The organism is Adhaeribacter aerolatus, from assembly GCF_007991635.1.
GTDB lineage: Bacteria > Bacteroidota > Bacteroidia > Cytophagales > Hymenobacteraceae > Adhaeribacter > Adhaeribacter aerolatus.
In genome coordinates, this window is record NZ_BJYS01000023.1 from 51650 (window position 1) to 70334 (window position 18685).

Sequence of the window (18685 nt, forward strand, 5' to 3'; positions counted from 1 at the left end):
ACCGGACAGCTTTCCGGAACTAATGGTAATACTTTAGAAGCAGTACCCGGCACCCGGTTATTTAATAAACGCACATAAAATGGATGAACTTTGGTACAAAGACGCAATTTTCTACGCCATAGATGTAGAGAGTTTTCAGGATGGTAACGGCGACGGAGTAGGCGATTTTAGGGGCCTGACCAGCCGGCTCGATTACCTCGAAGATTTAGGCGTTACCTGTTTGTGGCTGCTGCCATTTTTTACCAGCCCTAATCTCGATAACGGCTACGATGTGAAAGATTATTACTCCATTGATAGCCGTTTAGGCAATTTACAGGACTTCTCAGAATTTATTGCCGCCGCCAAAGAGCGCAACATCCGGGTAATTATCGATTTGATCATTCACCACACCTCCAACGAACACCATTGGTTTCATGCGGCCAGCAACGACCCTAGTTCTAAGTTTCATAAATTTTATATTTGGAGCGAGGAGAAGCCCGAAAAAACGCCGCCACCCAGTTTTCCGGGCCAGGAAAACGACGTCTGGACTTACGAGAAACGCGCCGGGGCTTTCTATTTCCATCACTTCTACAGTTTTCAGCCCGATTTAAATATCGACAACCCCGACGTACAGTACGAGATTATGTCGATAATGGAATTTTGGTTGGCCTTTAAAATAGATGGTTTCCGGGTAGATGCGGCCACTTTTATAATGGGCGATAATGGGGTGAAAGAAGACGAAATCCGGAACCCAGTCGGCTTTCTGAAAAAACTATGTAAAACCGTAACGGACAAAAACAAAGAAGCTATTTTACTCGCCGAGGCCGATGTAGAACCCCAAAAAATTCCGGATTTCTTTGGCAAAGGCGAACGGTTTAACTCCTTGTTTAATTTTATTCTGGATAATTATTTATTCTTAGGATTGGCCCGTGAAGAAGCCCAACCCATTGTGGAAGCCCTGAAATTGCCCATGCCGCCCAAAGCCTGCCAATGGACTAATTTTTTACGAAACCTGGACGAGTTAAATTTAGGCAAACTAACCGAAGAAGAACGGCAGGACGTGTTTAAGAAATTTGCCCCTAAAGAAGATATGCGTATTTACAACCGGGGCATCCGGCGGCGACTGGCGCCTATGCTGAACGGGAACCGCCAGCACCTGGAAATGGCTTACAGTTTACTATTCTCATTACCCGGTTCCCCGCTTTTAATTTACGGCGATGAGATTGGCTTGGGCGAAAACCTGGACTTAGAAGGGCGCACCAGCGTCCGGACACCGATGCAATGGAATGCCGGTACCAACGGTGGCTTTTCTACGGTTCCGGCTAAAAATTTATTCCGCGCGCCCCTGCTGCAAGGTCCGTACGGCATTAAAAAAGTAAACGCCGAAAGTCAGCAACAAGACGAAAATTCTTTGCTCTCGTGGATGAAACGGCTAACCCGGATGCGCAAACATTGCCGGGAAATTGGCTGGGCCTCGGCCACCGTACAAAACACCGACAATCCGCAGGTGCTGGTTTTAACTTACGAATACGAAGGTAACGCCTTGTTAATAGCGCATAACTTGTCGGGTAAACCTGTTCGTTTTAAGCTAAAAAGCCGCCGGTACCATGCCCGCCAACTAATCGATATTTTTGGCAACCGGAAATACGAACCCACCACCGAAGAAACCATTCAGCTAGATTTGGATGAATACGGCTACCGGTGGTTCCGGGTAAATCGATTAAAGATAGAATCCAAAGACGGAAATTAGATTTTTGGTTTTATGTACCACAATCCTGATTTGCATTAATATCTCTAAATTTTAAACTTTAAATTGGTTATTATAAAAAAGGTCATTCTGCGCCTGCTGATAGATTTATGCTAGCTTTTCTTTTATAAAAAAGGAAACTAAAACAAATCTTTAGGCAGGCGTAGAATGACCATTAATAACAAATTTAATAATGCTCCTCAATAGGCTTTATTAAGGATTAACCAAATTACAGGCTTTTATTCTCCTGATTCCAGATAGATTTCAGTTCGGTAAAATTGCCGCCCGTAAGTTTTACCTCGCCATTATTGGAGATAAGTTTCAGCTTTGTAAATTTCTCGTCGGGGAAGAAAATATCGGTCATCACGGTTTTTCCGCCATCGGCAAATAATTCTACCGAAGCTACGTCAACCAATAGTTTGATTGGGAATTTAGCACCCGTGGCAATCCGGGGCGCGTAATGGATGCCAGCAAAATCCTTCGAATATTCACTAGGTCCAGCCTGGGTGCGGTCGATGTAATATCTTTTGCTGGCGGCATCGTACCCAATCAGGAGGCGTTGGTTTTTGGTATTGGATAATTCTACCGCAAAGCCGGCTTCTCCACCTGTTTCCAGGTTTAAATTAGCTTCGTAAGTAGGCGTGTTTAACTTAAGTTTTTCCGAAATATCTAAAGTACCGCTTACAGTTTGGGCCGGGATTTGGTGCGTAGTTCCGTATATATTCTGCAATTCTTTTACTGGCTGCGACGCCACACGGAAACCCGACGAGGTATTTTCCAAGGTTAGTGTGCGAGCCACGGTGGTGGCGCTGCGCCATTTTTCGGTAGGCACCACGTTCGCGTATTTCCAGTTGCTCATCCAGCCAATAAACAAATGACGGTCATCCGATTCCGGCACATTAGCCCAGGTGATACCGGCATAATTATCCATGCCGTAATCCAGCCAGATGCCTTCGCCTTTTTTAACGGAACCCGGCGTGTTAGCCTGCCCGGTTAACTGTGCTTTAAAGTTATTATCCAGCACAAAGTTTTTACCATCGAACTGCCCCACAAAATATTGCGTACCAGAGCCGCCGTTGGGAGCACCGGGGTTGATATTTACGATCAGCACCCATTTTTCTTCATTGGTATCGGCTACGGGCATTTTAATTAAGTCCGGGCATTCCCATACACCGCCGTGGCCACCAATATCAGAACCAAAATCACTTTCTTTCGTCCAGTTCAGTAAGTTTTTAGAGGAATAAAAGCTGATGCGGTCCTTAACGGCTAAAGTCATTATCCATTTCTGTCCTTGTTCGTACCAGGATACTTTCGGGTCGCGGAAATCTTTAATGCCAGGATTTTTTAGTACGGGGTTAGCTTTGTATTTGGTCCAGGTGCGGCCATTATCCAGGCTGTAAGCAATGCCCTGGGTTTGGTAATCGTCGCGGCCGGCTTTTTCACCTTCTACATTGTGGTAAGTATAAATGGCAATCATTGCTGGGTTATCTTTGGTACCCAGACCCGAAGTATTATTTTTATCTATCACCGCACTACCCGAGAATATAGTACCCAAACTATCGGGGTATAAAGCAATGGGCAGGTGTTCCCATTTTACTAGATCTTTGCTCACGGCGTGGCCCCAATGCATGGGTCCCCACACGGTACTATCGGGGTTATGCTGATAAAACAAATGGTACTCGCCGTTGTGGTAAACCATGCCATTGGGATCGTTCATCCAGCCGGTGGGTGGCGTAAAATGAAACTGCGGGCGGTGCAGTTCATCAAAAGTTGCTGCGGTAGCAGAATTGCCGGTTTCGGTCTGGTTTTTATCAGTGGTGGCTGTATTATTTCCTTCTGAGGCAGTTTGTTTCGAACTGCAACCATAAAGGAGCCCGCATAAGGCAATTCCTAAAGTTATTTTTTTCATAAGTAAATTAATGGTTAAGTAAACCGGAAAGCAAAGCGGATTTTGAATTTCGGCCTGCTTTCCGGTTGATAAATTAAATTGTTCTTTTAGTTTTCTGATATTTGCGCTTTTGACCAAAGCCAATCTGTTCTGCGGAATAGGGAAATATTCAACCTGTATTTCTTAAAATTTAGTACCCGGGGTTTTGCACATACAAACCTTTGGTAAAATCAATTTCTCTTTGCGGAATAGGAAAATATTCGTCTCTGCCTTTGGTAAATTTAGCCGCTGATAAAAACGTTTTCCTGGTTTTTTCTACATCCAGATAAGTGTTTAGGGTTTCGGCCGCAATACCCCAACGCACCAGGTCGAAAAACCGCGGACTTTCCATCGCAAATTCTAATCTTCTTTCCCACTGCATGGCTTTGCGGGCATTTTCCTGGTTCCAGGTAATATTTACGCCGTTTATATATTCATTAATATTATAATTAGATGGGTTCGTGCCGTTAGCCAGTTTGGTGCGGTTGGTGCTGTTTTTGGCTCTTGCCCTAACTTGGTTGATGAGTGGTAAAGCTTCCTCTGGTCGGCCTAACTCAATAAGCGCTTCGGCTTGCCAAAGCAGCACATCGGCATACCGGATAATATCAATATTTTTAGCGCTGCCGTAAAATGGTCCTATTTTTTTAAAACTTGAACTGGTTGCCTCCTGCTGTTCTTTCATGTTGCCAAAGCCTCCGTACAATTCCGGAATCCGTTCCCAACTGTGGTTGTAAATAACGCTTGGGTTGTATTTAAAGGGATGGCCCTGCACACCAACGGTATGATCCAGGCGGGGGTCAACGGGTTTGCCCGTGGGCGTAAGGTCGGCGTCAGTTACAACTTCGTTATTAAAAGTATCGAATTGCGGAAGGCCGGTAGCGGTGGTTTTAAAGGCATTTACCATATTTTGTGAGGGTATATGAAACCAGCAGCAACCATATTGCGGCGCCAGGCTGTAATTAAGGCTCGTAGCCATACTGAGCCGGCCTATTTCGGTTCCGTCATTTATGGAAAACTGAACCGCAAATACAGATTCTGGCCCGTTATCAAATCCGTACAGGAAGTTTTCGGCAAAATCGGGCTGCAACCGGTACTTATTAGAATTGATAACCTCGGTGGTTAAGGCTACTACTTCGTTTAACCGTTGCGGGTTAATGCTGGTTACCTTGTGAGTTTCGTCCTGCTGGTAAGCCTGGTAAAGCCGAACTTTAGCCAGATAAGCCTTAGCTGCCAGTTTATTGGCGCGGCCTACCTGCGACTGGGTTTCGGGCAAGTTATCGATGGCAACTTGAAAATCCTCCGCAATTTTATTCCACAACTCATCATTGGTATACTGCCGGTTAGATACGGCTAAAATATCTTCTTCCGAAAGGGTTTCATCAATGTACGGGATGTTCTTAAATAATACTTTCAGCAGAAAATGCATGTGGCCTCTTAAAAAACGCAGTTCGCCTTGGCGCACTTTTTTTTCTGCGAATTGGGCATCGGTTAGATCATTCAGGGCCTTCAGGGCAAAGTTAGTCCTTGAAATAGCCCCGTAAGCACGGGTCCAGGTGTTGTTGGCATTGCCAATGGTGGTAGGGGTAACCAGGTTGTATTGTTCATACGTGTTGTATTCGCCTACATCGCCCACACTACCGCCACCTTTATAAGCATCGTCGGAGCGTACACTACCGTAGGCCCACATACTGGTAATTGGCCCATCCCAGAAATCGTTGCCAATGGCTGCGTAGGCGGCGGTTACTAACTGATCTACTTTATCCGGAGTGGTGAGCTGATCAGCGGTCAGGGTTCCCTTTGGTTCGTATTCCAGATAATCTTTACAGCCAACCAGTAAAACTATGGTGGAGGCTATGAATATTTTATATAAATTCTTTTTCATGATTGTAAATGCTGTTATTAATTAAAATGCGACGTTTACGCCTAAGGTGTAAGAGGTAGGTTGTGGCCAGTTGCCAAAACCACCAATTCTTTCGGGGTCTTTACCTAAATATTCTTTGCTTTTGATGGCAAACAAGTTTTGGCCAATCAGGTAAAAGCGCAGGGTCTGCATTTTTACTCTTGAAGTAAGCTCTGCTGGCAACGTATAGCCTAACTGAACATTCCTTAATTTGGCATAAGACCCATTGACCATAAAGAAATCCGAAGTCCGAAATTCGTCGTTATTATTCACCCAGGATAACATTGGCGTGCTGGAACTGGCATTCTGAGGGGTCCAGGCATTCAGTACCCCCGGCCCGTTATTCTGATTTACCGATAAGAAGGAGTTAAATTGCCGGGCCGGGTCGAAACCAGTTTTGCCGGCTACACCAGAACCAAAAACAGACAAATCAAAGTTTTTATAAGCGACATCTACTCTTAAACCATATTCCAGGCTCGGTAAAAGGGTACCTAACCAATCCCGGTCCGAGGCATTTATTACACCATCATTGTTAAGGTCTACGTAGCGAATGCGGCCTACATCTTTTCCGGTTTGGGCGGCGTGGGCATCCACTTCGGCCTGGTTCTGGAATATGCCGTTGGTTTTATAGCCAAATACCGCCAGTTGCGATTGCCCGATGATGGATTTTTCGACACTACCTGGATAAGCGGTACGCACTTCTGCCGGGAGCTCGGTTATTTTATCTCTAAAGTGAGCGGCATTGCCAGTGATGCTGTAGTTTAGCCCTCCTGGCGTGGTATTCTGGTAAGTCAGCAACATTTCCCAGCCTTTATTACTTTTGGTAGCACCGTTCAGCCACTTTACTTTGCCTTCGCCCACCGCGCTGGCAACTGGAGGCTGAATTAATATATCTTCTGTTCTGCGGGTGAAATAATCAAAGGAGCCAGTTAACTTTTCGTTTAAAAAACCAAAATCTACCCCCACGTTTAATTCTTCAGTTGATTCCCATTTCAAACTTTGGTTCTCACCCTGAATCTGAACATAACCCGAAGGCAAGGTTCCCTGATTGGCACCGTTCAGATCATAGGCAGTTCCGGTGTTTAAATGGTCGCCTATTCTGGTACCATAATTTGGCTGGTATAACCCGTATCTGGCAATATTGCCAATTTCCTGGTTACCCACCCGGCCTACCCCGGCTCTTAATTTTAGGTTGGATATTGCACCAATGTTTTTGAGAAATTCTTCTTCATTAATCCGCCAACCCAAGGTAAAAGCCGGGAACAAGCCGTATTGGTTTTCGGAACCAAACCTAGAAGAACCATCTCGCCGCAATGTGACAGAGGCTAAATATTTTTCGCCGTAGGCATAGTTAACTTTACCGAATAACGAGAATAAACGATAACCGGTAACCATACCATTATTTGTGCTCCGGCCGGTACCCGCATTCAGCACATAATAATTTTCATCTTCGGTGGTAAAACCTTCCCGAAAAGCGCCAAAGCCCTGAAAGTCGTTGCGGATAGCTTCGGTACCAGCCAAAGCATTAATGCGGTGCTGACCAACTTCAAACTGATAATTAGCAGTATTAGCCCAGGTTAAGGTGAGTTCATTGCCCTGCTGTAGCGACAAGCTGTTAATATCTCTGCCTAAGAAACCTTCCTGAAAAGCCGGCTCAATATTTTTGAATAAGGAATTTGAATAATCTGCTCCTAAGGTAGTTCTAAATACCAAACCTTTTTTGGGGGTAACTTCGGCATACACATTACCGATAGCATTTAACCGGTTATTCTTATCCCAGCGGTTCAGGTATTGCATATGAACCGGATTATTCCGGTCGGAGTAACCCGCACCAATCGGACCAGCATAGGTTCCATCTGTTCTGAAAATCGGTAATGTAGGGGCCAGTGTTACGGCCAGTTCGGTTGTAGGCACCCCGCCTAAATCATTAACTTGTAAAGTTTCGGATGACCGGGATAATTGCATATTTTCACCTATTTTAACTTTGTCGTTCAGGAAAGTGGTGTAGGCATTAATGCGGGTGCTGTACCTATCGAAATTGGTATATTTTAGCATACCGGTATTTTTAAAATACCCCATATTAATAAGCAAACTGCTTTTATTTGTTCCGGCCGTTAGGGTCAGGTCCTGTTGGGTAACAATGGCTCTTTCGTAAGCAGCATCCTGCCAATCTGTATTGCCGGCTGGCTGAAGCGGATCGCCGCCTACGATAGGGACAATATTTACTTTATTCAGCACCGGGTTGTTAAAATCACCATTCCAGTCGTAGGTATAAAGGGCGGAAGTCGGGTTAGTTCGGTCATTAACGGCGCCCTGCCAAAGGGCGCGGCCCCGCTCTTCGGCGGTAAGTACATTTTCCCGCCAAGGTTTCTCAGATTGAACCGAAACGTTGGAATTAAACTGAACCGATATTCTTTCCTGTCCTTCTTTTCCTTTCCCGTCTTTGGTGGTAACGATGATTACGCCATTAGAGGCCCTGGCCCCATAAATAGAAGCGGCCGATGCATCTTTTAACACCTGTACCGAAGCAATAGAGCTGGGGTTTATACTGGCGAATACCTGCGCATCTTTAGTCGGCACGCCATCTATAACATAAAGCGGATTGGGATCGCCTAAGGTATTTAACCCTCTGATTAATACCCGGCTGTTGCCGCCGTTGGGCTGACCGGTTGCCTCTACGTAAAGCCCGGGTACCCGGCCTTGTAATGTACGCATGGGGTTACCAGCCGGAATATCTTTTACCTGGGTCAGGTTTACTACCGCCACCGCACCGGTTAAATCGGCTTTTTTCTCGGTTTGGTAGCCTGTTACTACCACTTCTTCCAAAGCCTTGGCATCGGGCTGTAGGGTAATATTTAGGGTAGTCTGGTTATTAACGGGCACCTCCTGGTTGGTATAACCAATAAAGGAAACCACTAATACAGCATTGGGATTAGGCACCGACACCGAAAACGTACCATCTGCATTGGTGGTGGTACCGGAAGTGGTTCCTTTTATGGCAAGGCTTACCCCGGGCATGGGTTCTCCGATTTCGGAATTAACCTTTCCGGATACGGTTATGCTATTCTGGGCGTACAGGATTTGCGCCGCACAGAGAAATAGCATAATTAAGTACAAGATTCTTTTCATGTGTTTAAGATTTAGATTAGTAATTATTAGGTGGTAATTCAGGTATTCAAGAATTCAGGAATTAGGAAGCTATTTCGGCAAAGGAAGCCTCCAGATTTTGCGGGTCGTATGCGGGGGTGGCACCTTTTTGGGAAGCTACAAAAGCACCAACCAGACAGGCTTTTTGCAAACACGCTGCTATGGGTTGCTCCTGGAGGTAATTGCTGAGGAAAGTAGCCAAAAAGGAATCGCCGCTGCCAATGGTGTCTTCTACTTCTACCTTGTAGCCCTGATGTTGGAAATATCCTTCATCCGTTAAAACCGAAGCTCCTTTTTCGCCGCGCGTTAAGATTACCATTTGCAGTCCGAACTTCTCGCGGATATAGGCCATCTGCTGCTCTTCGGCTCCGGCCCGGCCAAACCAACCCATAATCAGGTCCAGTTCCTGGTTGTTCATCTTCACGATGTCGGCAAACTGCAGCAGGTGCTGAATGCGCTCCGGGTTATAGTGGGGCGGCCGCAGATTTACATCAAACACTTTTAGTTTGGCGATGGGCAAATATTGCAGCAGCGTTTCGCGGGTAGTTGTGCTGCGAGCGGCGAGGCTACCGTAAACAAATACATCGCTTTGAGCTACCACCTGGGCTACTTCTTCCTCGTATTGAATGTAATCCCAAGCCACCGGCTCTACTATTTTGTAGCTGATTTCATTCTTATCATCTACATTCACTTTTACCACGCCGGTTAAATGCGTTATGCCAATCTGGATGTACTCGGTAGAGACTTCTTTCTTCTTTAAAAAATCTAAAAGCGCATCGCCTAAATCGTCGGTACCTACCCGGCTGATGACAATGGGGTTGTAATTATTATATTTTAAATGAATGGCTACATTCATGGGAGCACCGCCGGGCATGTGGCCGCTGGGCAGCATATCCCACAAGGTTTCTCCAAAACAGATTATTTTGTGATTCATGATTATAATTTTTAGGTGGGTGAAAATGAAATTGAATAATTAGTGCATGACAACGGTTTGCCCAATTTGCTCCAGCGAGGTACCTTTGGTTTCGGGCATTAGGCGCCACACAAATATTAGTTGCAATACCATCATGCCGCTAAAAACCAGGAAGGTGTTGCCGCCGCCAAGCGTTTCGGAGATGTAGGGGAAGGTAAAGGCAATTAAGGCGGCCATAATCCAGTGGGTAAAACTGCCCAGCGCCTGGCCGGAAGCTCGTACCTGGTTGGGGAATATTTCGGAAATAAATACCCAAAGCACGGCACCTTGCGAGAAAGCAAAAAAGGCGATGTATACAAATAAATAAATCGGAACGGAGAAGGAATCGAACTCTTCGAGATAGAAAGCTTTGGCCACCAGGCTAAGCGTTAAAATTAAACCCACTGAACCAATAAGCATGAGCGTACGACGGCCAAAGCGGTCGATCAGGTTAATGGCCAGCAGCGTAAACAGGAAGTTAATTAAACCGATACCGGCGGATGATAAAAGAGCCGAACTTTTGCCTAAACCGGCCATTTCGAAAATGCGGGGCGCATAATAAATAATAGCGTTGATACCCGAAGCCTGGTTGAAAAAGGCAAATAATACCGCTAATGTAACCGGGGTAAAATACTGCTTCGAGAACAAAGAAGTCTGCATTTTCTTCCCCTGCTCATCCTGCGCCGAGTTCTTTATTTCAAAAATTATTTGCTTTACATCCATGCCCGGATTGGCGATGGCTAAGGTTCTTTCAGCCTCGGCCACTTTGCCTCTTTTCAGAATTAACCAACGCGGACTCTCCGGTACAAATAATACCAATACCAAATAAATAAAGGAAGGAACGGCCTGTATGCCCAACATCCAACGCCAGTCGTTCTCGCCTACGCCAGCAAATGCATAATTAGACAGATAAGCTATCAGAATACCAAATACAATATTAAACTGGAACAAAGCCACCAGTTTACCCCTTGATTTAGCCGGCGCAATTTCAGAAATATACATAGGCGCGGTTACCGAAGATATCCCCACGCCAATGCCGCCCAAGAAGCGAAAAATCAGGAAAGTATACCATTCCGGCGCCAGGGCCGTACCAAGCGAAGCAAGCAGATACAAAACCGCAATTCCAAAAAGGGTAGTTTTACGACCGTATTTATCTGAAGGAATACCGCCTAATAAGGCACCCATTACGGTACCTATAAGCGCGATGGCAACTGTAAGGCCGTGCTCAAAAACATTTAAATGCCAGAGTTGCTGAATTGATTTTTCGGCCCCCGATATTACTGCGGTATCGAACCCGAACAGAAAGCCGCCTAGCGCTACCACTACCGACCAGAAGAAAACCTTTTTGTTAGCCATTATTTTGATTTTATTTTTATCAAAAGTAGGCAGTCTGTAAGCGGATGAAGTTAAGGATCATATCAAAAAAAATTAAACTTTGATACATGCCTTATAAATTATTTAACACTCTGATATTCAGATTATTAAATTCATTAACCTTATGCTAGATATTAAAATTTGTAACATGGATTTAAATTTTGATACAGACATAATCTTGCATTATTCTGTTTTAACTTTAGATTTTGCTGGAGATAGCTTGAGAAGAGGGGACTCTTAATGGTTTTGGTTTTAGAACTAGCAGATTAAAACATAAATCTGGCAAGTCAAATAAAATAATAGTCTGCTTAAAATAAGTTTTGCGGGCATCCACGCTCGTGCATATTTGTTCAGGCTGCTGGTCTGAGTAAAGTCTAATACTATAAGACATACACAGGCACAAGTGACGCTTCGCTTAACACTTGCGCCAGTTGGACCTATTTATTAATACAGAATAATCTTCTTAGTATAAAAGGTATTTTATGGGATAGCTTATTCTTTACTCGGAGAAGTTAGAGGTGGGTTCACAATTTTTATTGCAAAATATTCAAATTGAATACCAACTCAGCTACGCAGTTTAAACAGGCTCAGTACGTAAATGCTGGTTTTTGTAATCGGTGGGCGAAACCCCGAACTTGCTTTTAAAAGCGGTAGAGAAATAGGTAGCCGAAGAAAACCCAACCTGAAAAGCAACATCCGCAATAGAAGCTTGGGGTTGCCGCAAAAGCGTACAGGATTTATTAAGCCTTACTGTTTGGATGTAATCATTTACATTGCAGCCAATCAGGGCTTTTACCTTGCGGTATAACTGCACCCTTGACAAGCCAATTTCCCTACCTAAGAACTCCACACTTAGGTCTGGATCAGGCAGCTTGGCGTCAATAATTCGTTTAAAGTCTTCCAGAAACTTTTTATCCAGCTTAGAAATAGTAACGCCTTCAGTTGGGGGCAAATGCAGTACTTCGCCGGCAGAAAAACGCTCCTTAACCAGTTGCCGATTAGTCAGCAAACTGCGAACACTTTCTTTTAAAACCTGCGGGCTGAAAGGCTTCGTTAAATATAAATCGGCACCTACCTGCATACCTTCTACTTGCTGTTCCAGGCCGGTGCGGGCAGTTAAAATAATTACCGGAATATGAGAAGTACGAAGATCGGTTTTTAAGGAAGCAACTATTTTTAACCCATCCGTATCGGGCAGCGTCAGGTCGCAGATAATTAAATCCGGAATATTTTCGTAAGCTTCGGCTAATCCTTGCTCGCCTTCGGAGGCCGCTGAGACCTGGTAATTGGTTTGGAGGGTAAACTTCAGGAAATTACGCAGATCCGGGTGATCTTCAATAACCAGAACATGATGCTTTTGAGGTGTTATATTGGTAGGTGTTTCCCAAACCGGACTGGCATCTTCCAATAAATTTTTACTTAGCTGGTGCTCGCCGGTTATTACCTGGCTGGTGGTTTTTTCTTCTTCCGTAAAATGGTTGTTGCCCAATTGCAATTGTACCGTAAAGGTGGTGCCTTTATTTGGTTCGCTAATTAAATTAATATTGCCGTGGTGTAACAATACAAACTCTTTCGAAAGCGGCAATCCTAAACCGGTTCCTTTATTGGCAGCGTGCTGGCCTTGGTAAAACATTTCGAAAGCGCGGGCTGCTTCGGGTTCCGACATTCCAATACCGGAATCTTTTACTTTAATATTTACACAGTTCAGACTCAAATCCTTTTCTACCACAATCTGAATCCGGCCATAATCTTTGGTAAACTTAAAAGCATTGGATAAAAGATTAAAAAACACTTTATCCATCATGTTGGTATCAAACCAAACCGATAAATTAGAAAGGTTGGTAACTAACTTAAATTCAATATGGTGCTTTTTAGCCAGTTGCTCAAACGGCAGCATGATCTCCCTTATAAAAGAGATTAAATCATTTTCGGTAGCGGTAACCCTTATTTTGCCACCTTCCAATTTCCGGAAATCCAGCAATTGGTTCACGAGCCAGAGCAAACGCTGCGCATTCTTCTGAATCAGTTTTAAATTCTGCTTTACCATTAAATGGTCGGCTTTGCCGTGCAACAAACCTTCTATGGGCCCCAGGATAAGCGTCAGCGGCGTCCGGAACTCATGCGAAATATTGGTAAAAAATCGGAACTTCGATTCGGTAGCCGCCTGGGCCTCTTCGGCCATTTCCTGAATTTTATTCCGTTGCTCTATAATTTGTCGGTTTTTGGTCTTTAACTTCTTGTTTATCTTTTTTCTCTCTACAGAAGAATACAAGGCCCAAGCCCCCAACACCACCGAGCAAACCAGCAGCCCCGACAATGAATACAATAATATTTGCTGGTTTTGGTAAAGCGCAATCTGCTCTTCGTTCCGTTTCTGTTGGCGCTCAATATCTTCCTGCTGGGTCAGGATTTTATCGGTTTGCATTTTAATCATGCGGGCATTCGACGAATCGATAACGGCAGTACTTAAAATATTCTCTTTATTAAAAGGCTTGTTCTGCAATATTTGCATAGCCGTCCGGATAGCTTCTTCGCCCCCGGTTGGGTATAACATGGTGGCATTTAAAATGCCATCGTTTACCATCTGAATTCCACCCAAAGGACCTGCCAGTCCATCTATGCCAACAAATTTGGTATTCGCTACTAATCCTTTTTCTTTAAATACTTCGTAAGCACCCAGGGCCATTTGGTCGTTGTGGGCAAAAACCAAATCTACGGTGGGCAGGCCGGCAATATTTTTTTGCAGTCGAGTTTTGGCTATGTTCTTTTCCCAATCTCCCGGAAAGGTTTTTACTAACGTTATACCCAGATATTTGCTGATTGCCTCAGAGAAACCCCGGTGCCGCTCTACGGTAGGAGAAGATTTGGGCAATCCGGATATTTCCAGCACCCGGCCCCGCCCCTGTAAAGCAACCCCAATATATTGCCCGGCGGTTTTGCCTACTTCGTAATTATTGCCGCCTACGTAAGCCGTGTAAAACGAGGAAGCCGTTTTGCGGTCTACCACCACCACCGGAATGCCTTTTTGGTAAACTTCTTCTACAATGGGGGTTATGGGTTCAGCTTCGTTCGGCGAAACAATGAGGAGGTCGGGTTTGGCCTGAATTAATTCTTTTATCTGGCTAATCTGGGTTTGGCTGTTACCTTTGGCATCTAGGTATAGTAAACGGGTATTCGGGTGAAAAGCCAGTTCCCGCTGCATGCCCCGGAGCATATCCTGGCGCCAGACATCATTACCGGTACACTGCGAAAAGCCAATAGTATAGGTTGGTTCTTCTTTTTCTTTACAACCGCACAGAAATAAGAAGCCAATAATTAAAAAGAAAAGTTTTCCCCGGAAAGGCATCTAAGTCAAACAATTAATTCCGATAAGTCTTACCGCTTAACAGACTGACTAATTTAACATAATTAAATCAGATGCAATATTATACCACTTTGATAAATTACAATACAACAGATTATTTATTTATAATAAAGCAACATTAAAGGTGTTTTATTATTAAAGGATGTTCCATAATCTGCAAAAACTAAAATATTCTGATATTTAACTTTGGTAAGGCAATTACCACCAAAGTCGCGCTTCCTCATTGTTTTAAAAAGGTTTGACTTAACCAATGCTTAAACCAAGGCTATTATACCCGGCGTTTTTTTCAATGTTCCTATAAATACTTCCTTGTATTAACTAATAAATATTAAATGGTTCTTGCTTCCCGAGAGAGTGGTTTGATTGTGCTGGGCAAAATAAACAGGGGCAAATTAGCTTTTTGCGTAAATTGGCCGGTTATGCTTTTCCGAAGTAATTTTTCCAGAAAGGTATGGCGATGCGGCACCAGCGCTAATAAATCGGCCTGCTGCTCCTGCGCAAACTGCTGAATACCGGTTGCAATGTCGGCCTCCTGCCGGAAGTGTACTTCAAAATCCAAATCACGCAATTGTTCATCCAGCAATTCCAATGCTTTTAGAACTTTAGCCTGTTCCACCTGGGGGCTATTATCCTGGTAAAGATGCAGCACCTGCAAATGCGCGTTAAAAAGCGAAACAATCTGCTGCAACGAACGCAGTGAAAAAGCCTCCGGTAAATGGGTAAGATCGCTCGCAAAAACGATATTACGGATTGGTTTATTCGGTGCTACGGCCGGTAACGCCAGCACCGGTACGCGCGTCGATTGAATTACCTCAGAAACGGTACTGCCCATAAAAGCCTGGCTTACGGCACCCGCACCGCGCATGCTCATTATTATCAAATCGGGTTTGGAAGCGACAGTCTCTTCCAGGATTGCCTCCGCAGCCAGACTAAATTTACTTACACAATTAATTTTCACGGCGGCTTTTCCGGCGGCTATGGTATCGCTTACCAATACATGGTTGCCGCTTTTAGTTAAAGGCTGGTTAGCGGGTATATCCGGCGCAACGTTTTGAGGCCTGATAAATCTTAAACTAAAGTTTTTGGCGGTATCGCTTTGTACCTCCGCCGCAAATTCTTCCAGAACCCGGTTCTTTTCTTTTTCCAGTTGCGCAACAGCCTCATCCACTCTTAAAGCGCTTCCGGTAGATAATGGCTCATGAAAAGCATGTAATAAAACTATTTTGGCCTGTGCCAAACGGGCTAAGTCGATTGCAAAAATCAAGGCCTGACGCGAATCCAGAGAATAATCAACCGGAACTAAAATAGTTTTCATGGTGGCAGGTTTTAGAATGCTGAAAAGAGGAATGATACTAAAAACGAATAACAATAGCCAAAGGTAGCCATTCGCTTTCTCGATTTCGATGATCCGCATTCCCTACCAGTATGATCCTGATCAGTTAATATATATTGATTTTATATTATTTATTTTTAAGCTATTATGGTGATTTAGTGTCAGTCCGGAAAAGCCTTTGTAACCGGGATTAAAAAACAAGGTAAACGGCAGTCCAGCACCAGGAGAAATTAAGGTCGCCAAAAAGAACCCCGGTGCATCAGTTTTATCTTCCGGATTGCATTTTGCTACGCTCCTTTTTTCTTTTCCAGGTACTATGAACTTTGGCAGCCCCGATAGACACGACCAGCCACAGGGTGATACATATATAATTCAGATCGGAAATATGTTTCATAATGGTGTCTTAAAAGGTCGGTTTATTATAAAGTACAAATTAAGCTAATTATCAATCAGATTAAAAACTAAAATATTAAATTTACATAATCCAATTGTTTAAAATATTTTAAAGAATAAATAAAATTAAACTCCACCCCATACCCCTATAAATCAATCATCAAACAGATACAAATCAACAACACCCTTTTAACTTAAAAAAACAAATACTAATTACTAACCCGCATAACTAATTTGTTAAGGCTATATCTTTATTAAATTATTCCTATTTACTAAAGTTACGCAGAGGAGTAGTGATGGACACCTCATCCCCCAGCCCCTCTCCTCTGGAAGGGAGAAGGAGAGTTGCGGTAATGTATTGTTTAAGGAAAAAGCTTCTAGCAGCAGAAGAAATATTGTACTGTAATGCACAGTAATTTACCATATAGCGGATGAGGTAATTAGCCGATGCATTAAATTCCTTTAGAACTACTTTGTTACTGATTATTGCATTCGGAATATCAGGATTATTTATTCATTCCCTTTATAAACCTTCTAAAGAGAAAAAACAACATTATTACACCAGTAATTCTCCAAAATAGATTTTAGAAATAGATGAAGACTGATATATCAAAATAGCTCTTCTAACCTAAAATTTATAATTTCTAATTTTTAACTTGGTGAAGCACTAGCTGTAACATTAATCAAAGTGCCTCTCCTTTTTCAGGAGAGGGATTTAGGGTGAGGTCCTCCCGCAACCGCAGTTAAACTAATACTCAACAATTGGGTTTATCAGTAATTACACGATGCCGGCACCAACCCTCTAATACCGATATCGTTTATAACAGCAATTTTTTATTTTAATAAATACGTTATGAACGAAGCGCCAATAGAAGAATTTAAACGTCTGTACAATCAGCAGCGACAATTCTTTGAGAGTGGAAGAACCAGAAGTTATGCTTTCCGGCGTCAGCAGCTAATCCGGCTTAAAAACGCGGTGCGCTCACACGAGGAACTGATAACAGAAGCTTTGTACCAGGATTTGCACAAGGCGCCCACCGAAAGCTACACCACCGAAATTGGCTTCGTTTATGAAGAAATTAATTATGCCCTGAAGCACCTGAAAGAATGGATGAAGCCCCAACGGGTGCCAACCCCTTTGATTGCGCAACCCGCACACAGTAAAATTTACCGCGACCCACTTGGGCTTACTTTAATTATTGCTCCCTGGAACTATCCCTTTCAACTCATGCTTTCGCCGCTGGTGGGAGCCATCGCCGGCGGTAATTGTGCCATTTTAAAACCATCCGAAGAAACCACCCGCACTGCCGAGGCTATTGAAAAAATAATTAAAGACACTTTTCCGCCGGAATATATTGCAGTAGTGCAGGGTGCGGGTGCCGTGGTAGTGCCGGCGCTGATGGATAATTTTCCCTTCGACCACGTTTTCTTTACGGGCAGTGTACCGGTTGGGAAAATTATTATGGCTGCGGCGGCTAAACACCTGACACCAGTAACCTTAGAACTAGGTGGTAAAAGCCCCTGCATTGTAGACGATACGGCCAACTTACACGTAGCAGCCCGCCGGATTGCCTGGGGCAAATTTCTGAATGCCGGTCAAACCTGCGTAGCGCCGGACTATTTAATTCTGCATCAATCTGTTAAAGACCAGTTTGTAACTTTAATTAAAGAAGCCATCCGTGATTTTTACGGCGATGACCCGGCCCAAAGTCCTGATTACCCCCGGATGCTTAATCAAAAACGGTACAATGCGGTGGCTAAATTTCTGAAGAGCGGAAAGATTCTGGTTGGTGGCCAAACAGATGAAGAAGAAAAATATATCTCCCCTACCCTGCTGGATAATATTTCTCCAGATGACCCCATCATGCAGGAAGAAATATTCGGGCCGGTATTGCCTATCCTGACGTACCAGCACCTGGAAGAAGTACCCCGGATAATCGCCCGCCAGCCTTACCCCTTGGCTTTATATTTATTTACCGGCAGCAGCGCCCACGAAAAATATATTATGGAACAGGTACGGTTTGGGGGTGGCTGTGTAAACGATACGGTTTTACATTTAGCCAACCCAGCTATTCCGTTCGGTGGCGTGGGCACCAGTGGACTGGGCAATTACCACGGCAAATACAGTTTCGATACCTTTACCCACGCCAAAGGTGTATTAAAGGCCACTACCAAATTAGATATTCCGCTGCGGTATCCGCCCTATGAGAAAAAAGCCCGGTACGTTAAATGGTTTATGGATTAACTGTGAAGCTTTTTATTATCTCAATTGCCAGCATTTATAGTTACCATTGGCGGTGTTATCACAGCCAACCATAAAGCAGACTACTTGCCGGCGAAAACTCACACTCACGGTAAGGGCTGCTGACTAAGTAATTTCAAAATGCCAAACAGCTTCTAAAATACTTAACAGCTTTCATTTCAAAGAAAATTAATATTTTCTTTGAACTATTACTTACAAAATTCCGGCTTAGTTCTCAATGCTTTTCACCCAAACCTTATTAATCAGAATGATGAGGAGGTTTTCGGGTTTCCGTTAAATTTAGAAAACTTAATTCGATTGAGTTGG

General features: G+C 43.9%; 9 protein-coding genes. 2 read left to right on the plus strand and 7 right to left on the minus strand.

Annotation, left to right across the window (positions count from 1 at the left end):
- Window positions 1-79 precede the first annotated feature (79 nt).
- The gene (locus AAE02nite_RS15490; RefSeq protein ID WP_146899311.1) at window positions 80-1729 is read left to right on the plus strand and encodes an alpha-amylase family protein; all 1650 of its coding nucleotides are present in this window, start codon (window positions 80-82) and stop codon (window positions 1727-1729) included.
- Between the two features lie 226 nt (window positions 1730-1955).
- Here the strand turns inward: AAE02nite_RS15490 and AAE02nite_RS15495 are convergent, their stop codons facing one another.
- The 7 genes from AAE02nite_RS15495 to AAE02nite_RS15525 form a co-directional block, all read right to left on the minus strand.
- Window positions 1956-3635, minus strand: a complete 1680-nt coding sequence (locus AAE02nite_RS15495; protein ID WP_146899315.1) for a glycoside hydrolase family 32 protein — start codon at window positions 3633-3635, stop codon at window positions 1956-1958.
- A gap of 169 nt (window positions 3636-3804) precedes the next feature.
- Window positions 3805-5535: a RagB/SusD family nutrient uptake outer membrane protein gene (locus AAE02nite_RS15500; protein WP_146899318.1), complete on the minus strand. Its 1731-nt coding sequence runs from the start codon at window positions 5533-5535 to the stop codon at window positions 3805-3807.
- A 21-nt stretch (window positions 5536-5556) separates the two neighbouring features.
- A complete protein-coding gene (locus tag AAE02nite_RS15505; protein ID WP_146899321.1) occupies window positions 5557-8682 on the minus strand; it encodes a SusC/RagA family TonB-linked outer membrane protein in 3126 nt (1041 codons plus the stop codon).
- A gap of 61 nt (window positions 8683-8743) precedes the next feature.
- The gene (locus tag AAE02nite_RS15510; RefSeq protein ID WP_146899324.1) at window positions 8744-9634 is read right to left on the minus strand and encodes a carbohydrate kinase family protein; all 891 of its coding nucleotides are present in this window, start codon (window positions 9632-9634) and stop codon (window positions 8744-8746) included.
- A gap of 39 nt (window positions 9635-9673) precedes the next feature.
- Window positions 9674-11008 carry a sugar porter family MFS transporter gene (locus tag AAE02nite_RS15515; protein WP_174761958.1) on the minus strand — a complete coding sequence of 445 codons (1335 nt, stop codon included), beginning with the start codon at window positions 11006-11008 and terminating at the stop codon, window positions 9674-9676.
- A gap of 595 nt (window positions 11009-11603) precedes the next feature.
- Entirely contained in the window at window positions 11604-14372 is a 2769-nt protein-coding gene (locus AAE02nite_RS15520; RefSeq protein ID WP_146899331.1) for a substrate-binding domain-containing protein, read from the minus strand.
- Between the two features lie 346 nt (window positions 14373-14718).
- Window positions 14719-15705, minus strand: a complete 987-nt coding sequence (locus AAE02nite_RS15525) for a universal stress protein (protein ID WP_170252614.1) — start codon at window positions 15703-15705, stop codon at window positions 14719-14721.
- Window positions 15706-16969: 1264 nt separating this feature from the next.
- Between AAE02nite_RS15525 and AAE02nite_RS15530 the strand changes: the two genes are divergently transcribed.
- Window positions 16970-18361, plus strand: a complete 1392-nt coding sequence (locus AAE02nite_RS15530) for an aldehyde dehydrogenase (protein ID WP_146899337.1) — start codon at window positions 16970-16972, stop codon at window positions 18359-18361.
- Window positions 18362-18685 lie beyond the last annotated feature (324 nt).